This is a genomic window from Spirosoma migulaei (assembly GCF_054776855.1).
Window position 1 is genome coordinate 89,656 of sequence record NZ_BAAHBG010000039.1, and the last position, 14,814, is coordinate 104,469.

At 50.6% G+C, this 14,814-nt stretch carries 11 protein-coding genes; all 11 read right to left on the minus strand.

Features of this window, described 5'->3' with window-relative positions; all coding sequences use genetic code 11:
- Window positions 1-54: 54 nt before the first annotated feature.
- Window positions 55-1,608 (minus strand): TolC family protein, encoded by a 1,554-nt coding sequence (locus ACYVGO_RS35280; RefSeq protein ID WP_460973386.1) that lies wholly within the window; start codon window positions 1,606-1,608, stop codon window positions 55-57.
- Complete coding sequence (locus ACYVGO_RS35285; protein ID WP_142775285.1) at window positions 1,605-2,957, minus strand: HlyD family secretion protein; 1,353 nt, start codon at window positions 2,955-2,957, stop codon at window positions 1,605-1,607. The genes ACYVGO_RS35280 and ACYVGO_RS35285 overlap by 4 nt, the downstream gene beginning before the upstream one ends.
- A complete protein-coding gene (locus ACYVGO_RS35290; protein ID WP_142775284.1) occupies window positions 2,950-3,954 on the minus strand; it encodes an ABC transporter transmembrane domain-containing protein in 1,005 nt (334 codons plus the stop codon). Before ACYVGO_RS35290 ends, ACYVGO_RS35285 begins: the two co-directional genes overlap by 8 nt.
- A gap of 169 nt (window positions 3,955-4,123) precedes the next feature.
- Entirely contained in the window at window positions 4,124-5,047 is a 924-nt protein-coding gene (locus tag ACYVGO_RS35295; protein WP_460973387.1) for an aspartate carbamoyltransferase catalytic subunit, read from the minus strand.
- Window positions 5,048-5,150: 103 nt separating this feature from the next.
- Window positions 5,151-6,572 carry an arylsulfatase gene (locus ACYVGO_RS35300; RefSeq protein ID WP_460973388.1) on the minus strand — a complete coding sequence of 474 codons (1,422 nt, stop codon included), beginning with the start codon at window positions 6,570-6,572 and terminating at the stop codon, window positions 5,151-5,153.
- A 17-nt stretch (window positions 6,573-6,589) separates the two neighbouring features.
- Window positions 6,590-7,522, minus strand: coding sequence for a M20/M25/M40 family metallo-hydrolase (locus ACYVGO_RS35305; RefSeq protein ID WP_460973389.1), 933 nt, complete (start codon window positions 7,520-7,522; stop codon window positions 6,590-6,592).
- Window positions 7,523-7,604: 82 nt separating this feature from the next.
- Window positions 7,605-8,174 carry a hypothetical protein gene (locus tag ACYVGO_RS35310; RefSeq protein WP_460973390.1) on the minus strand — a complete coding sequence of 190 codons (570 nt, stop codon included), beginning with the start codon at window positions 8,172-8,174 and terminating at the stop codon, window positions 7,605-7,607.
- 99 nt (window positions 8,175-8,273) lie between these two features.
- Complete coding sequence (locus ACYVGO_RS35315) at window positions 8,274-9,713, minus strand: efflux transporter outer membrane subunit (protein ID WP_460973391.1); 1,440 nt, start codon at window positions 9,711-9,713, stop codon at window positions 8,274-8,276.
- A 76-nt stretch (window positions 9,714-9,789) separates the two neighbouring features.
- Window positions 9,790-12,990, minus strand: coding sequence for an efflux RND transporter permease subunit (locus ACYVGO_RS35320; protein WP_460973392.1), 3,201 nt, complete (start codon window positions 12,988-12,990; stop codon window positions 9,790-9,792).
- Between the two features lie 22 nt (window positions 12,991-13,012).
- Window positions 13,013-14,254, minus strand: coding sequence for an efflux RND transporter periplasmic adaptor subunit (locus tag ACYVGO_RS35325; RefSeq protein ID WP_460973393.1), 1,242 nt, complete (start codon window positions 14,252-14,254; stop codon window positions 13,013-13,015).
- A gap of 144 nt (window positions 14,255-14,398) precedes the next feature.
- Window positions 14,399-14,791 (minus strand): type II toxin-antitoxin system VapC family toxin, encoded by a 393-nt coding sequence (locus tag ACYVGO_RS35330; protein WP_142775277.1) that lies wholly within the window; start codon window positions 14,789-14,791, stop codon window positions 14,399-14,401.
- Window positions 14,792-14,814 lie beyond the last annotated feature (23 nt).

Sequence of the window (14,814 nt, forward strand, 5' to 3'; positions counted from 1 at the left end):
GACTGCCTTTTGAGAGCAATCCTGCTTTGTATGTAGCTTGTCCTTACTATAAAATCACCGGCTACCAACGTTGGAACCGGCAGCGTACCATAAATTAGCAAGGGCTTTCTGGTGCTTGGTGCGTAGCTCCTCCAGCTTTATCCGTAAGTCAATGAGTTTAGTTTCCCGACTATTGACCAGAAACAACGAACTCTCGCCCAATTGAAACTTGCTTACTTCGGCCTGGACCAAAATCTGCTGATTGGTGGCGGTTTGCTGCTGGGTAGTAATCTGTTTTTCAAGGGCGACCAGTTCGTTCCAGGCACGTTGTATGTCGTTAACAATGTCGCGGCCTGTCTGTTGCCGTTCCAATCCCGTTTGCTGGTTTTTTAACTGCACCTGACGAAGTTTTCCTCGTTCGGCGCGGAGAAATAAAGGAAAGGCCAGATCGACGCCAATCTTGTGGTTACCCGATTGAAAGCCGTACGAACCCGATCCATCAGTAGTTGCTTCCGAGAGTGGACCTCGGCTCAATAAGCTAGCCTCAACGCTTACTTTGGGCATCAACAGCGCCCGGCGGTAGCGCTCTTCAATGGTTAATTGTTGCTGCTTATTGACCAATTTAACCAGGTCTGGGTGCCGTTCGGCAGCTCGGTTGAGTAAATCCTGAAGCTGTACCTGACTGGTCTGGTCGGGGGGAGCGGCCTGCGGAATAACTGTACCTGGCAAATCGACAGGTTGGGGAACTGCGCCTTCCTGGCTACTCCACAAAAACGTTGTTAGACTGAGTCGGGCATTTTGCAGATCGACAGCCGCCTGTTGAAATTGAACCAGCCGATCCTGAACCGTAATCAGGGCTTCGGTGGTATCAATGGGAGCTGCGTCGCCAATGAGCGCCCGTTGCCGAACGGCCACAAAACGCGTTTGAGCCAACTGATACCCGCGCTCAATCCAGCGAAATTGCTGGTAGGCGAGATACCAGTCCCAATACGCTTTGGCCGCATCGAGCAGGGTTTTGTTGATTAATGAAATCCGATCGGCCTCGGCCAGATTAACGGCCAGTTGGGCCTGGCGCAACGTGTTTCGACGTGCATCGATGAGTAGTCCCTGCGTAATGGGTACACTGACTCCCAGCGCAATCAGCCCCGTGGGCGGCACGTTGTTTTCGGGGTTCAGGTACTTTCCCGTATTCCGGTCGTACGTCATTTTTACATCAAGGCCACCGGGCAAGATCGGTACAGCCAGCCCTGACTGCCATTTGTCGTAATAAAGCGTGTTGCCAAAGTTTTTACGATTATAGGCCGAGAACAGCTTGGGGTCAAACGCACCACGGGCCTGCTGGACCTGCGCCTGCGCTTCCTGACTTAGTAAAGCCGCCTGTTTAACAATCGGATTGTGCTGCAACACTGCCTGGTAAAACTCCTCGGCAGTGAACACGATCCCCGTATCTGCTAAAGGCAGACCTGCCAGTGCAGACAGCGACGACGGTACATTACCGGTTGAGGTTTCTGATGTAGCAATGGCTGTGCGCGACAAAACATCTGAGGGTACCGGAACCGATTGCCCTAAAGCCGATTCTACCCAAAGTGCCATGCTGCTGAGCCAGAGCAGAAAAACGAATAGCTTCATATTTTTTCTGGCTTCGCGGGTTCTTCTTTTAGGCTTGGTGGAAATCCATTGAGTTGACGCCATAGTTCGTACCAGATGGGCACATCGTCGAGCATTACCCACCCAACCACGCCAGACCCAACGCGTAACAGTTCAGGCCAGGGCTGATCACCGGGTAACGCATCGGGCGTTACCAATAGCCGGTATTGGCCATTGGTGCTACTCACAGCGTCAATAACCGCCACTTTCCCCCCAAACGTACCGACGGCCACCGCAGGCCATCCCGAAAACTGAATGGCGGGCCAGCCATCGAACTGGATGCGTACCCGGCGTCCACGCTGAATCAGCGGCACGTCCATCGCGCGTACGTACAACTCCACAGCAATCGTTGGATTGGCGGGTTGCAGGGTTGCTATAGCCTCGCCCTCTTTAATGGTTTCGCCGATGCCCGCTTTCAGCGATCGTACGATATAGCCATTCTGCGGAGCCCGCACAACATACATACCACGCCTTACACTAACATTACTGATCTTATTACGCATAACGGCAATCTCATTGTTCGCACTGGCCTTACTCGACAAAGCTGAACTTCGATCGGATAGCGTTTTGGCGATGTCTTGCTCATATTTTGCCTGAATAGACTCTAAATCGAGCCGGGCGTTGGCCAGTGCCTGCCGTGTTACGTTCAGTTTGTTTTCCTGCACAATGACCTTTGCATAGTCCTGCTGGATTGTGAGCCGCCGGGATTCGAGGTCGGTGAGTGAGAACAAGCCATCCCGGTAGCCCTTTTCATACCGCTCCAGTCGGTCAACAGCAATCTGGTAATTGCGTCGGATCGCTACCAGATCGGCACTGTCTATACGTACCTTCAGGTGTTCCTGCTGAACCCGGTTTCTGGCTTCGGCCAAATCTACCCGTACGCCTGTGCTCAATGCCTTCATCTGCCCGTCGAGCGCTTGAATCTTGGCATCCGTGGCCACTCTGGTGCCCTGTTTGGCGGCCAATTGTTCGCCGAGTCGTTCGGGGAGATTGGGGTCGAAATATTCGTCTTTGATTTCCGAAATGACCAGTAGCGTATCGCCCCTTTTGACAAACTGGCCTTCCCGAACCGACCAGCGCTCAATTCGACCCGCAATGGCGTTCTGGAGCGTTTGTGGTCTGTCTTGTGGAGTCAAAGCGGTTACGCTTCCCAACCCGCTGATATTCTGACGCCAGGGAAGGAACAGGATGACTATAGTCAGGAACAGAAAAAAGAGCATCCATCGGCCAAGCCGACGACTACTGCGGGGATGTGGCAGTTCCTGTAACGTTTTGAGCGGATATTCGCCGAACATCTGCTCATCAATCTGTTGATTCGATAAATTAAGCATGTGTTGTCGTATCGGTTTCTAAGGGCAAGTCAGTTACAGCCGCAATCTTTTCTACACCCGCCAGCATATCAAATATCGTGTCGACACTGGATACGAGTTTGTCAACGGCCCCGGTAATAAGTACAATGACCAGCTCCGACGCAACGAACTGACCCAGCGACATTTGGCGGCTGACAACTAGCGATGTACCCAGAATAAGCAATCCTCCGGTAACCAGTGTTCTAAACGCAACGGAGCTGTAATAGAAGCGTTTTAGGACTGTAAAATGGTCGTTCCGATGGTTTATGTAGTTGGCTAGTCGGCGATCAATCTGGCCGATTGGATTTTGTGTGCCTTCAGTCGAGCGCTTTTCTGACAGGTCGATCGAATACTTTTCGAGCCAGTCGACCACTTTGTACTTATCGCTCGATTCTTTGATGCTCGTGCGTGTTCCCTCTGGCCCGAACAGGCGGATAACACCATAAATAACCAGCAGCACAATAAGGCCAAATCCTAAAAAGACCGGGTGGTAAAAGGAGAGGAGAACGATGCCGAAAAGAATCTGTACAGCGGCAGCTGGAAGATCGATCAGAACCTTTGTCATGCCTTTTTGGAGTGTTACTACATCGAAGAACCGATTCATCAGTTCGGGCGGATAGTAATCGGCCATCGCTTCCGGCTGGATGCGGGGCAACCGGTAAGTAAACTCAAAAGCAGCCTTGGCAAAAAGCCGTTGCTGAATGATTTCAACGAGTGTAAACTGGACAATCGTGAGCAGACCGCCAACCAGAACCCCAACAATAACCAGCCCGATCATTACATAGACCGAACTGAAGAGCATGCCGCTTGAAACCAGATTAAAAACAGCCTGAATACCGAGAGGTAGGGTAAGGCCAATGATACCCGTAATAATAGCGAACAACAGAATATAGACAATATCTTTTCGTTCGGTTCCCAGTAACCGTATCAGCCGCTGCAAAGGCGACGGAGGTGGCTGCAGGTGTGTACTAACCGCCATGATGATCGAGAATGTTGAAATTAAAAAGGCATTAAAATCCTATTTATAACAACTGATGGATCAGGCGTTTAGTTTAGTACGATTCAGTCTGATTTAGTACGATTCGAAGGTGGAGTTGTTAAAAAAAGCGAAAAAAGATTAGAATTCAATTAGATTACCTGATTTGCCTTTACAACTGCGCCAACAAATACAACACAGCCATACGGACGGCCACGCCGTTTTCGACTTGGTCCAGAATGATGGAGTGCGACGAATCGGCAGCATCAGACGTCAACTCGACTCCCCGATTGATGGGGCCAGGGTGCATGAGCACAATGGGTCGATCCAGTTCATCGAGCATCTGTTTCGAGATGCCGAAGTAAAGGGAATATTCCCGCAGCGAGGGGAAGTACTTGATTTGCTGCCGCTCCAACTGAATGCGGAGTACGTTGGCTACATCGCACCAGGCCAGAGCCGCCCGCACATCATGCCCGACTTTCACACCAAGCGCTTCAATATATTTAGGAATGAGCGTTTTAGGGCCGCAAACCATGACCTCAGCGCCCTGTTTTTGCAGACAGAAAATATTGGACAGCGCGACCCGCGAGTGCGTAATGTCGCCGATGATGGCAATACGCTTGCCTGCTACGTCACCGAGTTTTTCGCGGATGGAGAACGAGTCTAGTAAGGCCTGTGTCGGGTGTTCGTGCGTGCCATCGCCTGCGTTGACAACGTTGGCCTTGATGTGTTTCGTCAGGTAATGAGGAGCGCCGGGGCTACTGTGCCGCATCACCACCATATCGACTTTCATGGCCAGAATGTTGTTGACCGTATCCAGCAGGGTTTCGCCTTTTTTGACCGAGCTACCCGAGGCCGAAAAATTGACAACATCAGCCGATAATCGTTTCTCGGCTAACTCAAAAGACAGGCGGGTACGGGTCGAATTCTCGAAAAAAACGTTGGCAATCGTCACATCGCGTAACGAGGGGACTTTCTTGATGGGCCGATTAATGACTTCCTTAAACTGACTGGCCGTTTCCAGAATGAGTTGAATATCAGACTCGGTCAGGGCTTTTATACCCACCAAATGGCGGACACTGAGGGATTGGGCCATAAGAACAGTATAACTATAAATTGGGCAAAGATAGGTCTAGTCAGTGAAAGATAGCACTGGCTCTTATGGACTTTATTAATTTTGACCGTAGCTAGCCCGTACTTTACTGTTTATCCCTAACAAGTGGAAACAAAGGCGATTCGACGTGGGCTTTGTTCATGAGCCGACCAAGTTGTTCGGCTTTTTCAGGATTCTTAGCCGCTACGTCGTGGCTTTCGGCAGGATCTTTCGACAGATCATATAGCTCAACGGGACCAGTAGGGTTTTGAGTCACCTGCAGCCGAACGGCTTTCCAATCTCCCTGACGAATAGCCTGTCTGCCACCGTTTTCATGAAATTCCCAATAGAGGTAGTCATGTTTTTTCTGACTCCCTTTACCCAGGAGCGATGGCACAAACGAAATGCCATCAATGCGGGCTGGCGTTTGTGCACCGGCCAGTTCGGTAAATGTGGGGAGCAGATCCCAAAAAGCGCCGATGAAATCGTTTCGGCTACCCGGCTTGATAACGCCGGGCCAGCGGGCAACGAATGGTTCACGAATGCCACCTTCATACAAATCGCGCTTGACTCCTCGGAACCCACCACTGCTGTTGAAGAAGGTCGGATCGGCTCCTCCTTCAATGTGTGGTCCATTATCGCTGGTAAAAATCACGAGCGTATTTTTATCCAACCCTTTTGCTTTCAGCTTCGCGATGACCTGCCCAACGTATAGATCGAGCCGGGCTACCATAGCTGCGAAGGTTGCCCGTGGATAGGCCTGGGAAGCGTAGCCGCCTGTTTTCGCGTCAGGACCATAGTCGGCACCAGCATAGGGTTTTTCCGCAAATTTTCCTTTGTAATGCCGGAAGAGGCTATCGTCGGGAACGAGCAGTTCAGCATGGGGCAAAATGTAGGGGAGAAATAGGAAAAACGGCTGGCTGGTTTTGCGGGAATCGAGAAAGGCCAGCGCTTGTTTCTGAATCAGATCGGGTGCGTATTCTTTTGCCTGACGAAGGTTTTCGTTGCCGGTCAGTGCAACTTTCTGGTTGTTATCCCAAAGATGATCCGGGTAATACCGATGCGCCAATGCCTGACAATTGTACCCATAGAACCGGTCGAAGCCCTGCTTGTTGGGGTCTCCTTCTGAACCTACGGGCCCAAGTCCCCACTTGCCAAAAGCGGCTGTCGTGTAGCCTGCTCGTTGCAGGAGTTCGGCTACGGTTGTAACAGAATCGGCAATGGGTTGCTGCCCTTCGGGTTTCACTTCCTTGTTACCCCGGATGTAGGTATGCCCCGTGTGCTGCCCGGTCATTAAGGCCGACCGCGAGGGGGCACAGACAGACGTACCCGCATAAAACTGGGGGAACTGCATGCCCTCGGCCGCTAATCGGTCAATGTTTGGGGTCTTAATCAGGTTTTGTCCGTTGAGGCCTACATCACCATAGCCAAGGTCATCAGCCAGAATAAAGATAATGTTGGGGCGAGCGGGTTTCTGGGCCAGCGTTTGTAAAGCAATAAACGTTAAGGCTACTAATAAGTATCGCATAGAGTTGAGAGGAAGTGTTATTTCACGGGTGTAAACGTCATTTTAGGCTGCTGCAAGGCAGTTAAAAGTAGCTTGATTTCCAGCCGGAGGATGGCTTCTTCGGCTTTTACATCGATCTTATCCGGATCGTCGGAAGGTTTATGATAGTCGGGGTGGCCGCCAGTGTGGAAAAACAGAACCGGAATTTGTTTAGCGTAAAAAGCAGCATTATCGGAGCCGCCATTTCCCGCCCGATCGGTAAAGAATTTGATGGAACTTTCGGCTCCTTTGAATACGATTGGCCAGGTGTCGCTGGTGCCGTAGCCACCAATGCCCACGCCCCGATCCGGGTTGTATCGCCCAATCATATCCATGCACACCATAAAATTTAGTTTGTCGAGTGGCAGGGTCGGATTGTTCAGAAAATAGCGTGAACCCTGTAAGCCCAGTTCTTCGGCACCAAAGGCCATAAACAGGAAATTATACGGCTCTTTTACTCCGTTTTTTGTGAAGTAATAAGCGATTTCCAGCAGCCCAGCCACGCCCGAGGCATTGTCATCTGCTCCGTTATGAATTTTCCCTTGTGGTAACGAATCCAGCGAGCTTCCCTGCCGACCCAAACCCAAATGGTCGTAGTGGGCACCAATCACAATCGTATAAGGAGCGCCATTATCCAGAAACCCAATGACGTTTGCTGCTTTTCGCAGGCTATCCGGTACAACAACTCGCCGAATTTTGGCCGTAAATGATTGATAGTAGCCGTCCGTACCCAATGGCTGCAGACCATACTTTTTGAAGTATTTCTCGACATAACGGGCGGCCTTAGCATTCTCCGGGCTTCCTGTTCCCCGGCCCTGCATCTTATCGGAAGCAAGTTTATGAATATGCTTCGTAATTCGTGTGGCCGACGGCTCCTGCCCGAAGGTGGTGTTTGTGAGTAAAGTCAGTAAGAAAACGAAATAGATTTTCATGAAAAACAGAAGTGCCGGCCAGTTTTCATAGGCCGGTACCAGTACAAAGCTGTCTTATAAATTGGATTACTTAGTTTAAAGTTTAACGTGGACCCCGATGTTCGCCCTGAGCCCGGCCATTACGGTCTTGAGGCTTGTTGTTCTGAGCTCGTTGTTGTTGCCCATTAGGTCGACCAGGTTGCTGCCCCGGACTACCACCCGGACGGCCATTGCTACCCTGTTTACCCATTTGATTGTGCATGGGATGGTTGTTGATTACATAATACTTCGAATCGCGGCTATCGCGGATGGGCTGCTGGTCGTAACGCCCCTTGAAGGACGCATACTGCTTCCGGTAAACCGCATTGCGCAGATAGGGCTGCTTATCGTTGATGACCACTTTGTGCATCCGATACAGATCGTAGTTGTTGTACTGCGGAGGCAAAACAGTGGTGGTTATCCAGCGTCCTCCACTGTTATAGATCCACTGTTGTAACGGGACGTAGTAATAGATGTCCAGATCAGGCAGATAATAGTAGTTTACGTAGTCGTAACCGGTTGGTCCCCAGATGGGTTGGCTCCCAATGTTGACATTTACGTTCACTTGTGCCTGGCTGGTTTGGTACAGTCCAGTACCAACCAATAGGCCGAGTATAATCAGTACGTTTTTCATAATTTCCGTTGATTTAATTTCAATTCGTCACTGTTGACTATCTGCATGTACCGCTGATTTAGCCTAAACGTTGCTAAAGCAGTCAGTTTTCTTTTGTTCTTATCGCCAGCCCCCACCTAATGCCCGGTAAAGCGTTACGGTTGCCTGAAGTTGCTGCAATCGGTCATTGACACCGTTTAGCTGGGTGGCCAGCAGGTTTTGTTCGGCGGTCAATACGTCGGTGTAGTTTGTGTTGGCGGTGTATTTAAGCAGCTCTTTTGTATAAGAAACCGCCTTCTCCAAAGCGGCTAATTGCTGCTGACGAGTAGCCATCTTATCGACCGCCATCTGGTAAGAAAATAGCGCATTGGACACCTCCTGACCTGCCGTTAGCAGTGTGGCCTGATAGGTATAAAAGGCTTCGGCCTGAGCTGCCTGTGCCCGGTTAAGTCGCTGGCGATTAATACCCTGATTGAAAATGGGTTGTGTCAGCCCGCTAATAAGGCTTCCGTAAAATGTTCCTGCAAAAAAGCCGGTCAATGTATTCGCAGTAGCGAAACCGCCGGTACCCGTAATCGTGAGGGCAGGGTAGAAGTAGGTTCGGGCCACATTCGTTAACTCGAACGCATTTCGGAAGCCATACTCAGCTTCCTGCACATCAGGACGATTGCTCAATAGCTGTGCTGGAAGACCCGTTTGCAATGACGTTACGGATTGCTGGATATCCAGTTGTGTACGCGGGATGCTATCGGGCGGCATGGCCAGCAAGAGGCTCAATGTGTTTTCAGTTTGACGGATATTCTGGCGGATATCGGGTAAGGTGACCTCTGCCGCATAGCGGTTGGCTTCGCTCTGCACAACGTCGGCCCCGGTTACGATAGCTCCCTCTTTTAAGTCTTTCATCGTCTCCACATCCGTTTTTCGGTTGTCGACTGTTTCCAGTGTGATTTTTAGTTGTTTATCATAGGCTAGCAACGCGTAATACCCATTCGCAATGTTGGCAATCAACTGCGTTTGCACGGCGCGTCGGTAGGCTTCACTCTGTAGATAAGCCGCTACGTAAGCGCGTTTGGTGCTGCGCAATTTGCCCCACACATCGGCCTCCCAACTCGTGCTGGCTGTCAGCGAATACTGCTTGATCGTCGGAATGGAGGTCGTACTCACGGTACTCGATCCCGATTCGGCGTTCCGAATATTCAAAGCTCGCAACTGTGCCGACGATGATTTAGAGAGCGTAAAACCCGCATTGGTACTAAGTGTCGGATAGAACGCCAGTTTGCTTTGCAAAACATTAGCTTCGGCAGCCTGCATTCGGGCCACGGCGATTTTGAGATCCAGATTATTGCTGAGGCCCCGTTCAATTAACCGTTGCAGAATGGTATCTGAAAACATCTGCCGCCAGGGTAAACTGGCTAATGTGCTTGAGTCCGTAGTTTGCTGGCCCCTGTAGAGTTTGTTGGTCGTAAGGCCTGGCTGCTCATAGGGTTTTGTCACGCTACAGGAAGCTAGCAGCGCTCCCAGTAGCAGTGTTAATCCCAGATTTATATGTTTCGTATTCATGATATGTACTAGCTTCTGAGACAGATTACTTACGTTCTACGTTCTCGCTTGGCGTAGCCAAGCGAGAACGTACAGGCTATGTGTTCATTGGAGTTACCACCTGTTTTTCTTTACCATCAACTTTCGCTGGCTCTTCTTCCTCATCATCCGGATTGTGCTGACCGGGTGGGCCGCTTATTTTTTCCTGCAATCCCTGGAAAATGACGAACAGCGTTGGCACGAAAAACACCCCGAGCAACGTGCCGAATAGCATACCGCCGATAGCTCCCGTGCCAATTGACCGGTTGCCTTGGGCACCGGCACCGCTGGCAAACATGAGGGGCATCAGTCCGAAAATGAAAGCAAAGGAGGTCATCAGAATTGGACGTAACCGGGCTTTGGCACCTTCTATGGCTGACGCTAATAATTCCATGCCGGTCTGCCTCCGCTCAACGGCAAACTGCACGATCAGGATGGCGTTCTTGGCCAGCAAACCAATGAGCATGATGAGCGAGATTTGCATGTAAATGTTATTGTCCAGCCCAAAAATCCGGGCAAACACATACACACCCGATAAGCCAACCGGCAAGGAGAATAAGACCGCAAACGGCAACAAGTAGCTTTCGTATTGCGCGCTCAACAGCAGATACACAAACGCCAGACATAGAATGAATACATACAGCGTTTGGGAACCCACGTTTTGCTCTTCCCGACTAATACCAGAATACTCGAAACCATAGCCCGCCGGAAGCGTCTGGGTAGCCACTTCCTGAATAGCCAGCAAGGCTTGCCCGGTGCTGTAGTTCGGATTAGGCGACCCGTTGACGGACATCGACGAAAACAGGTTGAAGCGGGAAACACTCTCCGGACCGTAAATTCGTTTGAGGTTGATAAACTCGGTAATGGGGGCCATCGTACCCGCCGATGTTCGGACGGAAATTTTGGTTAAACCGTCTGGATTGGCCCGGTAATTTGTGTCGGCCTGCATGATGACGCGGTATTGCTTACCAAACTCGTTGAAGTTTGATACATACGAACTGCCGTAAAATACCTGCATCGCCTTGAGTACATCGCCCACCAGAATGCCTGCCTCTTTACATTTAGCCACATTCACATCCATCTGATACTGAGGGAAATTTGGATTGAATGAGGTCGTAGCGTATTGTATTTCAGGGCGTTTGCTCAGCGTGGCCAGAAAGTTCTGGGTCACCTTATAGAACTCGTCGGTGGTGTGTCCGCCTTTATCCTGCAACTGAAACGTGAAGCCGCCACTGGTGCCGAAGCCCGTGATGGTCGGCTGTTGGATAAAGACAAGGTCGGCATCCCGAATATTGGCGGTTTTCTGCTTAAGCAGCTTAATCACATCGTCGTCGCTAACGCCGGGTCGCTCATCCCAGGGCTTTAACCTTACGATGATCAGCCCATAGGCGCTCCCATTTCCAGCCACGAAGTTTTGTCCCAGGTTGCGCAGACTGTTTTGTACCTCGGGGATGGTATGCGCAATGGAGTCTACCTTATCGGCCATCGCCGTGGTGCGTTCGACCGACGATGCTGGCGGCAGCGTGATATTTACGAAAATGCTTCCCATGTCTTCTTTCGGTACGAAGCTGGTTGGCGTGGTTTTGAAGAGTGTATAAAACAGCCCACCAAATAGCCCAATGCCAATGAGAACCAGCCATTTTCGGGCAGATAAAAACGTGACCGACTTGGTGTATTTATCCGTCAGTGCATCGTAAGCCGCGTTGAATCCCACCCCAAATCGCTTAAGTAGATTCTTTGGTTTGGCATCGTCGGTGTGCTCCGGTGGTTTCAGGAACATAGCCGCCAGTGCCGGGCAAAGGGTCAGGGCATTGACCGCCGAAATAATAATGGCAACCGCCAGCGTAATACCGAACTGCCGGTAAAACACCCCCGCCGAGCCCGTGATGAACGTAACGGGCAAAAACACCGATGCCATTACGAGCGTAATCGAAATGATGGCGCCCGATATTTCGCTCATCGCGTCGATGGCCGCTTTGCGGGATGATTTATAGCCGCTTTCCAGTTTGGCGTGAACCGCTTCCACCACTACAATGGCGTCATCGACCACAATACCAATGGCCAGCACCAACGCGAACAGGGTTAATAAATTGATACTGAAGTTGAATAGATACAGGAAGAAAAACGTACCCGTAATGGCCACTGGCACCGAAACGCCGTGAATAATGGTCGAGCGGAAATCCTGTAGAAAGATGAAAATCACCAGAAACACCAGCGCGAAGCATTCCAGCAGTGTATGCAGTACTTTACTGATCGACGCATCCAGAAACTGATTGATATCGACCAGATAGACGAAATGAACCCCCGCCGGAAACGACTTGGCCGCTGCCTCAATGACTTTCTTGGAGTTGTTGATCACATCCCGCGCATTGGAACCCGGCGTCTGGCTCACCGAAATACCTACCGACTGTTTGCCATTGGTTGTCGTAAAACTGGTGTAGGTCTGGGAACCCAGCTCAATTCGGGCAATATCCCGGAGCCGTAGTAACTGACCGTTGCCCGTTGTTTTGATAATAATATCACCAAACTGCTGTGTAGACTGCAACCGACCGCTGTACCGGATCACGTATTGGAATGTCTGGTTGTCATTTTCACCGAACTTGCCGGGGGCCGCATCCACATTTTGGTCCGTCAATGCGGTTGACACATCGGCAGGGGTAATGCCATAAATGGACATAACATCGGGCTTCAGCCAGATTCGCATTGAATACGTTTTAGCCGAGCCAAACACGTTGGCCGCGCCCACACCATTGACCCGCTGGAGTTGTGGAATGACGTTGATGGCGGCATAGTTTTGCAGAAATGTCTGATCGTAAGCGGCATTGTCGCTATAGATCGACATAATCAGCAGGTTGCTGCTTTGCTGCTTGCGAACTGTTACGCCTGCCTGCGTAACCTCTTGCGGCAACAGGCTGGTAGCTGCCGAAACCCGGTTCTGGACATCCACAGCGGCCTGGTTCGGATCAGTGCCAACGGCGAAATAAATGCTGATGCTTCCGGCTCCGTCGTTGGTGGCCGACGAGGTCATGTAGGTCATACCTTCCACGCCGTTAATCTGTTCTTCAAGCGGCACAATGACGCTTTTGAGCACTACATCAGCATTGGCACCACTGTAGCTGGCCGAAACCTGTACCGTTGGTGGCGAAATATCGGGATACTGGGCAATGGGTAGTTTGACCATGCCCAGAATCCCCAGCAATACGATGAGGGCCGAAATAACGGTACTTAATACCGGTCGTTCTATGAATATGCGAAGCATAAGACAGGCTGTTGAGAATAATTTACAAGTCCGTGTTTGTATCGGTAGTGGCTGTGGGGCTGGAGGGCGCTGTCGTTTTATAAACGCTGGCTGGCAAAGCGGCCTTCGGTTTAATAGATGCGCCATCTTTCAACCCAGTGCCTCCATCGAGCACAACTTTGTCGCCCGCTTTAAGCCCCTTCTGTACGACGAAATACTGCCCGTCGGGGGTGGGTGTTACGAGCACGGCTGTGGTTTTGACAGTATTATTTTTTTCGACTACAAACAGGAAGCGCTTGTCCTGGAGCTCCGAAGTGGCACTTTGTGGTACAACCAGGGCCGAGTCAATGGTTCTGGGAACGCGTACGGTACCGCTATTGCCGCTACGTAAGAGTGCCTGCGGGTTGGGAAACGTGGCGCGGAAATTACTGGAACCCGTTTGGGTATCGATCTGGCCAATGGCCGTTTTGATCCGGCCTTTGTAGTTATAAGTCGATCCGTCGGCCAGCAGGAGGATAACGTCGGGCAGTTTGGCCAACTTTTCCTGAAGGGTGTTGCCACTTACATCGCGGGTAAAGTCGAGGAGCTGTTTTTCGTTGAGGGCGAAGTAGGCATACACTTCACTGATACCGGAAATGGTCGTGAGCGGATTGGTCGTTGCGCTGGTTACCAAGCTGCCGATTTTGTAGGGAATCGAACCAACCACTCCACTAACCGGGCTGACTAAATTCGTGTACCCCAGATTGGTTTGGGCATTTGCCAGAGCGGCCTGCGCCTGCGCCAACGCAGCTTGCTTGGAGGCTAGTGTATACTGGGCTGTTTCCAGTTCGTACTTGCTGATGATGTCTTTCTCAACCAAAGGCCGAACTTTATTGACGGCCAATAGAGCGGAACTAACATCGGCCTGCGCTGTTCGAACCCCCGCCTGTGCGGTGAGCACGTCCTGGGCATATTGGGGCGCATTAATGCGGAAAAGCCGTTGTCCTTTCTTGACCGTCGCACCTTCGTCCACGTAAATAGCCTCGACAAATCCATCCACTTTAGGGCGAATCTCGATGTTCTGTTCACCCTGAATGGTAGCAGGGAAATCGACGTAGAGAACCGTTTTGCGAGGAGCAAGCGTTAGAACTGAGTATTTCTTAGGCTGTTTTAAGGCGGTGGAGTCAGTTTGCTCCCCTTTTTTCTTGTCGGAGCTGCTACAGGCTGTCAGACAGATTCCGGCCAACAGCACCATGATCCATTGGCAATTCGTCGTGTATTGTGGATGTTTTCGAAACGCTTTCATAATCTATTCGTATCCTCATCGGATACTGAATAACAAGGTGAAAGCCTCGTAGAGTTATTAGGATGGGATTAAAAGGCCCTGAATCCCGATTTTGGGTGGGCGAATCGGGGATTTTTGGGGCGGAAAGACGTTAGCAGAAGCTAATTATGCTGATAATAGATTGGCTGTATAGTGACCAAAGTTACGGTCATCAGAAATTATAGTCAGTTGGTGGACTAAGGCCTGGGCGATGATAAGGCGGTCGAACGGATCGCCATGATGAAAAGGGAGCTGATGTAACTGGAGTAGATCCGAAAAGTCAAAATCTAATACGACAAAACCTTCCTCTTCAAGATAGCTGGCTAGTTTATCCAGGGAAATGCCTATCGTCAATTTGCCTAATGATGACTTGATCGCCATTTCCCAAAGGCTGGCTTTGCTAATATAAATGGTGTTATCAATCGAATCAATAAGCTCCTTTGTCGGTTGGGAAAGCCGTTTCTCACCTTTAATATACCATAGCAACACATGCGTATCAATAAGATAAGCCTCATTCATGGCATATAGTCTTTGAACTCATC

What these genes read in the sequence shown, in the direction of transcription:
- ACYVGO_RS35280 (WP_460973386.1), bottom strand. Translation starts at nt 1,608, where the DNA reads ATGAAGCTATTCGTTTTTCTGCTCTGGCTCAGCAGCATGGCACTTTGG.
- ACYVGO_RS35285 (WP_142775285.1), bottom strand. Translation starts at nt 2,957, where the DNA reads ATGCTTAATTTATCGAATCAACAGATTGATGAGCAGATGTTCGGCGAA.
- ACYVGO_RS35290 (WP_142775284.1), bottom strand. Translation starts at nt 3,954, where the DNA reads ATGGCGGTTAGTACACACCTGCAGCCACCTCCGTCGCCTTTGCAGCGG.
- ACYVGO_RS35295 (WP_460973387.1), bottom strand. Translation starts at nt 5,047, where the DNA reads ATGGCCCAATCCCTCAGTGTCCGCCATTTGGTGGGTATAAAAGCCCTG.
- ACYVGO_RS35300 (WP_460973388.1), bottom strand. Translation starts at nt 6,572, where the DNA reads ATGCGATACTTATTAGTAGCCTTAACGTTTATTGCTTTACAAACGCTG.
- ACYVGO_RS35305 (WP_460973389.1), bottom strand. Translation starts at nt 7,522, where the DNA reads ATGAAAATCTATTTCGTTTTCTTACTGACTTTACTCACAAACACCACC.
- ACYVGO_RS35310 (WP_460973390.1), bottom strand. Translation starts at nt 8,174, where the DNA reads ATGAAAAACGTACTGATTATACTCGGCCTATTGGTTGGTACTGGACTG.
- ACYVGO_RS35315 (WP_460973391.1), bottom strand. Translation starts at nt 9,713, where the DNA reads ATGAATACGAAACATATAAATCTGGGATTAACACTGCTACTGGGAGCG.
- ACYVGO_RS35320 (WP_460973392.1), bottom strand. Translation starts at nt 12,990, where the DNA reads ATGCTTCGCATATTCATAGAACGACCGGTATTAAGTACCGTTATTTCG.
- ACYVGO_RS35325 (WP_460973393.1), bottom strand. Translation starts at nt 14,254, where the DNA reads ATGAAAGCGTTTCGAAAACATCCACAATACACGACGAATTGCCAATGG.
- ACYVGO_RS35330 (WP_142775277.1), bottom strand. Translation starts at nt 14,791, where the DNA reads ATGAATGAGGCTTATCTTATTGATACGCATGTGTTGCTATGGTATATT.